Source organism: Klebsiella sp. MS 92-3 (assembly GCF_000195655.1).
In the GTDB taxonomy this organism is placed as follows: Bacteria; Pseudomonadota; Gammaproteobacteria; order Enterobacterales; family Enterobacteriaceae; genus Klebsiella; species Klebsiella pneumoniae.
Window position 1 is genome coordinate 4,009 of sequence record NZ_GL882795.1, and the last position, 6,391, is coordinate 10,399.

At 59.7% G+C, this 6,391-nt stretch carries 7 protein-coding genes and 1 pseudogene; 4 read left to right on the forward strand and 4 right to left on the reverse strand.

The genetic code is table 11. The features are described 5' to 3' along the window. Positions 1-164 precede the first annotated feature (164 nt). On the forward strand, positions 165-1,871 hold the full coding sequence (locus tag HMPREF9538_RS16380) for an amidohydrolase (protein WP_009484781.1): 1,707 nt from the start codon (positions 165-167) through the stop codon (positions 1,869-1,871). Positions 1,872-1,968: 97 nt separating this feature from the next. Here HMPREF9538_RS16380 and HMPREF9538_RS0127445 read toward each other — a convergent pair whose 3' ends face one another. Next, positions 1,969-2,268 carry a DUF406 domain-containing protein gene (locus tag HMPREF9538_RS0127445; RefSeq protein ID WP_002906788.1) on the reverse strand — a complete coding sequence of 100 codons (300 nt, stop codon included), beginning with the start codon at positions 2,266-2,268 and terminating at the stop codon, positions 1,969-1,971. An 89-nt stretch (positions 2,269-2,357) separates the two neighbouring features. Continuing rightward, positions 2,358-2,587, reverse strand: a pseudogene (locus tag HMPREF9538_RS32815) (hypothetical protein). Between HMPREF9538_RS32815 and rihA the strand changes: the two are divergent. After that, complete coding sequence (rihA, locus tag HMPREF9538_RS16375; RefSeq protein ID WP_009484783.1) at positions 2,549-3,484, forward strand: pyrimidine-specific ribonucleoside hydrolase RihA; 936 nt, start codon at positions 2,549-2,551, stop codon at positions 3,482-3,484. The pseudogene HMPREF9538_RS32815 and the gene rihA overlap by 39 nt on opposite strands. A 63-nt stretch (positions 3,485-3,547) precedes the next feature. On the opposite strand, the gene HMPREF9538_RS16370 is transcribed toward rihA, so the two are convergent. Then, on the reverse strand, positions 3,548-4,585 hold the full coding sequence (locus tag HMPREF9538_RS16370) for an NADP-dependent oxidoreductase (RefSeq protein ID WP_020316438.1): 1,038 nt from the start codon (positions 4,583-4,585) through the stop codon (positions 3,548-3,550). Between the two features lie 65 nt (positions 4,586-4,650). Then, positions 4,651-5,232 carry a helix-turn-helix domain-containing protein gene (locus HMPREF9538_RS16365; protein ID WP_002906794.1) on the reverse strand — a complete coding sequence of 194 codons (582 nt, stop codon included), beginning with the start codon at positions 5,230-5,232 and terminating at the stop codon, positions 4,651-4,653. A 162-nt stretch (positions 5,233-5,394) separates the two neighbouring features. On the opposite strand from HMPREF9538_RS16365, the gene HMPREF9538_RS16360 reads away from it, so the two are divergent. Further along, positions 5,395-5,913 carry a GNAT family N-acetyltransferase gene (locus tag HMPREF9538_RS16360; protein WP_002906796.1) on the forward strand — a complete coding sequence of 173 codons (519 nt, stop codon included), beginning with the start codon at positions 5,395-5,397 and terminating at the stop codon, positions 5,911-5,913. Continuing rightward, positions 5,910-6,359, forward strand: a complete 450-nt coding sequence (locus tag HMPREF9538_RS16355) for a DMT family transporter (RefSeq protein WP_004180135.1) — start codon at positions 5,910-5,912, stop codon at positions 6,357-6,359. The genes HMPREF9538_RS16360 and HMPREF9538_RS16355 overlap by 4 nt, the downstream gene beginning before the upstream one ends. Positions 6,360-6,391: the final 32 nt, after the last annotated feature.

Genomic DNA, 6,391 nt, shown 5'->3' on the forward strand with positions numbered 1-6,391 from the left:
GGGGGGCGAAGCGCTTTTCCTTACCGTCTATTCCACCGCCAGGCGGACACCCGCCAACGACCCGCGCTTGACACTCCACCCCCTTCGTAGTCAGATAGTCGCCACATAATCACCATGGTTACTATTTATATTGATCGGCACTTTTATCAGCCAGGGAGGGATAAATGGATAATGTCGTTTATGCGGACTGCGTATTGATTAACGGCAAGGTCGCCACGGTGGACGCACATTTTAGTTTTAAGCGCGCCATCGCCGTGAAGCAGGGATGGATTATTAACGTTGGTGAAGACCAGGAGATTCAGCAGCATATTGGTCCCCAGACGCAGGTCATTGACCTTGGCGGCAAACTCATTTTACCCGCCGCGCATGACTCACATATCCATATCGGCTGGCTCGCTGACAGCTGGCATTGCCTGAACTGCCAGGACGTGCGTTCCCTGGCAGTACTGCGGGAAAGACTGCGCGACCAGGCAGCCCGCACTCCCGCCGGGGCATGGATTCGTGTCTGCGGTCTGGATCCAAACGCAATCAAGGAGTGCGCGGCCGAGCAGCGCTCTCTGACGCGCTGGGATATTGACGACGTCACGGCCGATCATCCCACCCTGCTCGCCCTGTGGGACGGTCACTCCTGCATCGTCAACAGCCGGGCGCTGGCCCTCTCCGGTCTTGACGCCAGCCCCCCTGATCCCCTCGGCGGACATCTGGGGCGAACGGCCAGTGGCGAACTGGACGGCAATTTCATCGACCTGCCCGCCCTGCATCTCGCATCCGGCACGATGCCCCGTCTGACCGTAGCGGCCCTCAAAGAGAACCTTCTGGCAGCCCAGCGCCTGATGAACAGCGAAGGGTATGCCAGCTACACGGAAGGCGCCATGGGTCCGGGGGAAAACACGCGCGAGGTGGGCGCTGCGGGGGATCGCGCCATCGCCGCCTACCGTGAACTGCAGGATGAAGGAAAACTCACCGCCCGGGTATCCATCGCCTTTTACTCCGCCGAGCGGGGGGTTCAGTCCTGCGCCACCCTGAAGCGCGATCTGGATAGCTTTGATTTCTCCCAGTTCACCGACCGGGACTGGCTGGACTGTCGGACCATAAAACTGTTCTGCGATGGCGTTCCCACATCGCACACAGCGTGGATGAATCAGGATTACGCCGACCGGCCGGGATATCGCGGACGCTCGGTGTTTGGTGGCCCCGAGGCGACCGAGGAAGCACAAGTTGAGGCGCTACAGCAGATGATTCTGCTGGCTCACCAGCGCGGTTTTCAGGTGGCAGTCCATGCGGTCGGCGATAAGGCGGTTAAAGTCACGATTAACAGCTTCGTGCAGGCGATTCAGCGCTATCCGGGGGAGAGCCGACGGCATTATGTGCTGCACGGCTCAATGGGCGATCGGCAAGATTTCGTGACGGCGGCAAAATACGGCATTCTGCTTTCCGAACAACCCTCACCCGGCGGCCCGGCATATGACTATGAACAGCGCGCCCGCTACTGTGGCATCAAGGGGGAAATCTGCAAAGGGCTACGGGATATCATCGACCTTGGGGTCATCATCGCCGGCGGGTCAGATGGCATTATGGCGCTGGTGAACTGGCGCAAAATGGTTCAGGCAGCGGTCACCCGCAAATCATCTTCCAGCGGCAAGGTTATTCGCCCGGAACTGGCAATTAGCGTGGCGGACGGCGTGCGGATGTACACCATCAATGCGGCCTATCAGGAAGGGAAAGAAGCGGTACGCGGATCGATAGAGGTCGGCAAAGTCGCTGATTTTCAGGTGCTGGACCGCGATATCTTCGCCGTAGCCCATGAGGAGATTGGCGCCAGCCGCGTGGTGATGACCATGGTTGGCGGAAACGTCGTCTTTCAAGACTAACCGCGCTCACCCGGCTCAGGTCGCCGGGCGGGCAGCGTGCTGCATCAGCGGAAGGCGCCTGCCCGCCAGAGCATCACGCTTCCGCTACAGGCGCGAATTAAAGCAGATTTCGCAGGGATAACTCGAAAATGATCTTTTCCGCCTGGCAGGAGAAGGCGATGGAGAGGTCGAGTTTCACCGCGTCGCCAGCGGCGACGATGGTGTAATCGACCTGCGGCGGTTCACTGGCCGGCGCTGCGGCGGCAGCACGTTCGCGCACGGCGGCTACGGTGGATTCCGCTTCTTCGCGGCTTGGGAACACCTTCTCGGCCCGGTAGACGCAGTCCTCGTTATCAATGATCGTCCCGACATCAATGGCGCAGCCTTTGGTGCTGCATTTATCTACTACATCTTTCATCGTAATAACCTCTTGAGTTTTCTTAAGGATAAGAACCCGCCCGCCGAAAAGCAAACCATTAATATCCGTAAGGATTAGCAATTTTTCTATTATATCGCGCCGCGCCGGGCGCCATCTTGCGCCACCGCAAAACGAGGCACCATGTTTACGGACGGTCGCGTAACGATACGCGTTACCTCGCAGCAATCGTGGTCTCCATCACACTATTCTGCACACCATCTCGTCTGCCCCGACTCGCAGCGTTAGTCTGGTCACAGAACATCGCCAACAAGGAGCTGCTATGGCACTGCCGATAATGATTGATTGCGATCCGGGACATGATGACGCGATCGCCCTGGTCCTCGCCCTCGCCTCGCCGGAGCTGGAGGTGAAAGCCGTCACCGCTTCCGCGGGCAACCAAACTCCGGAGAAGACCCTGCGCAACGTGCTGCGTATGTTGACGCTGCTGAACCGGCCGGACATTCCGGTTGCCGGCGGCGCGTGGAAGCCGTTGATGCGCGATCTGATCATCGCCGATAACGTGCACGGCGAGAGCGGACTGGATGGCCCGAGCCTGCCTGAGCCGGCCTTTGCGCCGCAGAACTGCACCGCCGTCGAGCTGATGGCCAGCGTGCTGCGGGAAAGCCAGGAGCCGGTGACTCTGGTGGCCACCGGACCGCAGACTAACGTGGCGTTGCTGCTCGCCAGCCATCCGGAGCTGCACGCGAAGATCGCCCGCATCGTGATCATGGGGGGCGCCATGGGGCTGGGCAACTGGCAGCCGGCGGCGGAGTTTAATATTTACGTTGATCCGCAGGCCGCGGAAATGGTCTTTCAGTCCGGGATCCCGGTGGTGATGGCGGGCCTTGACGTCACCCATAAGGCGCAAATCCTTCCCGCCGATATCGAGCGATTCCGCCAGATTGGCAACACGGTGTCGACCATCATCGCCGAACTGCTCGACTTCTTTATGGCCTACCACAAAGATGAAAAGTGGGGCTTCGACGGCGCGCCGCTGCACGATCCCTGCACCATCGCCTGGCTCCTCAAGCCGGAGATCTTTACCACGATCGAACGCTGGGTTGGCGTAGAAACGGAAGGCAAATATACCCAGGGGATGACGGTGGTCGATTACTACCATCTGACCGGCAATCGGCCCAATACCACCCTGATGCTGGATGTGGACCGCGAAGCCTTTGTCGATCTGCTCGCCCAGCGGTTAGCCTTCTACGCCTGACCTCTATGCCAGGCCTCTTTTCCCTGGCGGAAAAAGGGGCCTGTTCAGTCGAAGCCCGCCAGGTTAGTCGTCCGCCGCGACGCGGATCACTACCTTACCGAAGTTCTCGCCTTTTAACAGGCCGATCAGCGCCTGCGGCGCCTGGTCCAGACCGTCGATAAGCTGTTCGCGATATTTAATTTTCCCCTCCTGCACCCAGCGCCCCATCTGCTGCTGGAATTCGGCGATCCGATGCCCGTAATCCTGGCCGATAATAAAGCCCTGCATCCGGATGCGCTTTTTGAGGATGGTCGCCATCAGCAGCGGCAGACGATCTGGCCCGTCCGGCAGCCCGGTGGCGTTATAGCCGCTCACCAGCCCGCAGACGGGTACCCGCGCTGCGGTATTCAACAGCGGCAGCACCGCGTCAAAAACCTTGCCGCCGACGTTTTCATAATAAACGTCAATACCCTGCGGGCAGGCCTTGGCCAGCTGTTCGGCAAAATCATCCGCACGATGGTCAAGGCAGAGATCAAAGCCTAACGTCTCAACCGCATAGCGGCATTTTTCCGCGCCGCCAGCGATGCCGACGGTGCGGCAGCCCTTAATTTTGCCGATCTGTCCAACCGTGGCGCCAACCGGCCCGGTCGCCGCGGCGACCACCAGCGTTTCGCCCGCCTTTGGCTGGCCGATGTCCAGCAAACCCATGTAGGCGGTGAAGCCGGGCATCCCCAGAACTCCCAGCGACCAGGACGGGTGTTGCGGATTGTCACCCAGCTTCACCAGTCCGCTGCCGTCGGAGAGTTCATAATCCTGCCAGCCGCTGTAGCCCAGCACCCAGTCGCCGGGTTGATAATCGGCATGATTTGAGCTGACCACGCGACTCACGGTCCCTCCCACCATCACCGCGCCAATGGCCACCGGCGGCGAATAGGACGGCGCGTCGCTCATGCGCCCGCGCATATACGGGTCGAGCGATAAATAAACGGTACGCAGCAGCACTTGACCCGGGCCTGGCGTCGGCACTTCGCTCTCTTCCAGGCGGAAATTCTCTGCCGTCGGTTCACCATGGGGACGGGAAGCCAGCACCCAGCGGCGATGGCGTTGCGGTTGATCTGTCATAGCAAACTCCTCTTGTTAGCAGACTGTACTGAGGCTAGCTGCTTTATGCGTATTATGCTTTAACATTAAGAGCCGGATGGCGATTGATTAAGGCGAACTACCAGATAGACGCAGGTCTCTGCGGATTCATTAATAAAGCGACAATCGTTGGGCGGGCCAAGCTCCAGACAATCCCCCGCCTGCATCTCATGGCGGGTATTGCCTTCGACAAACACCAGCTCGCCCTGTTGCAGCCAGATTAGCTGGCGGGCAAGCGCATAGGACGCGGCGGGCATCGGCACATCGCTACCGGGCGGCAGCTCAATCTGCACCAGATCGATCGGCAAATCGCTGCGCGGCGAAACGTGGCGGCGGAGATAGTGGCTTTGCGGGTCGCGCCATACCGGCTGGCTGGCAAAGCGCAGCAGCTTGCCCTCCTGCATTTCCGCGCGGGCGATCAGGGTCGACATACTGATGCCGAAGGCGCCGGAAAGGCGGCCAAGCATCGAGGCGGTCGGGCTGCTTTCGCCGCGCTCGATTTTATGGATCATCGCCCGTGAGGCGCCGGCCCGTTCGGCGAGGTCGTTCAGCGACCAGCCGCGGGACTCGCGCTCGATGCGGATGCGCGCGCTGATGCGCTGATTGAGGTTGTCTTCTATAGTATTCATAACGTAACACTATAGTGTGCGCCCCCCCATTACACAACCATCCACCGAGACGTGTTATTCCCGGGTTAGCCGTTAAAATTATGCTGAAAACGGATGACAGCGTGGCGTTCATTATTGTAATAATATTGTACTACTATAGTGTACGAAAAATTGAGGTTTGCTATGTCCATTCGCCCTGCCATTAAAGACGACTGCGCGGCGATCGCCGAGATCTATAACCATGCCGTCGTCCATACCGCCGCCATCTGGAATGATAAAACTGTGGATACCGACAACCGCATCGCCTGGTTTGAAGCCCGCCAGCTGGCTGGATTTCCGGTACTGGTGAGCGAGGAAGACGGCGTCATTACCGGTTATTCCTCGTTTGGCGACTGGCGGGCGTTTGACGGCTTTCGCCATACCGTGGAGCATTCGGTGTACGTTCATCCCGAACATCAGGGGAAAGGGCTGGGCCGCAAGCTGCTGGTCGCCTTGATCGCCGAAGCGCGACGGCTGAATAAACATGTGATGGTCGCCGGCATCGAGTCGCAGAATCACGCTTCGCTGCATCTGCATGAAACGCTGGGCTTTATCACCACCGGGCAGATGCCGCAGGTGGGCACCAAATTTGGCCGCTGGCTGGATCTGACCTTTATGCAGCTGCAGCTGGATGCGCGTCAGGACCCGGACGGCAAAGCATGAACGCGTCGCTCACTCTCGCCTGCCTGATCGCCGCCGGCGTTGGCCTGGTAGTGCAGAACACTCTGATGGTGCGCATCACCCAGTCGGCGTCGACGATCCTTATCGCTATGCTGCTCAATTCGCTGGTCGGGATCGTTATCTTCGTGACGATGTTACTGCTGCGCCAGGGCGTCGCCGGCTTTCAGGAGCTGGCCCTGAGCGTGAAGTGGTGGACGCTGATCCCCGGCCTGCTGGGGTCCTTTTTCGTCTTCGCCAGCATCAGCGGTTATCAAAACGTTGGCGCGGCGACGACCATTGCGGTACTGGTGGCCAGCCAGCTGGTGGGCGGGTTGATCATGGATTTAGTTCGCGCCCACGGCGTGCCGGTGCGGGCGCTGATCGGACCGTTATGCGGGGCGGTGATGCTGGTGGTGGGCGCCTGGCTGGTGGCCAGACGCCAGTTCTGAGCGCATCTTCAGAGGATCGCGCCGCCCTTTGT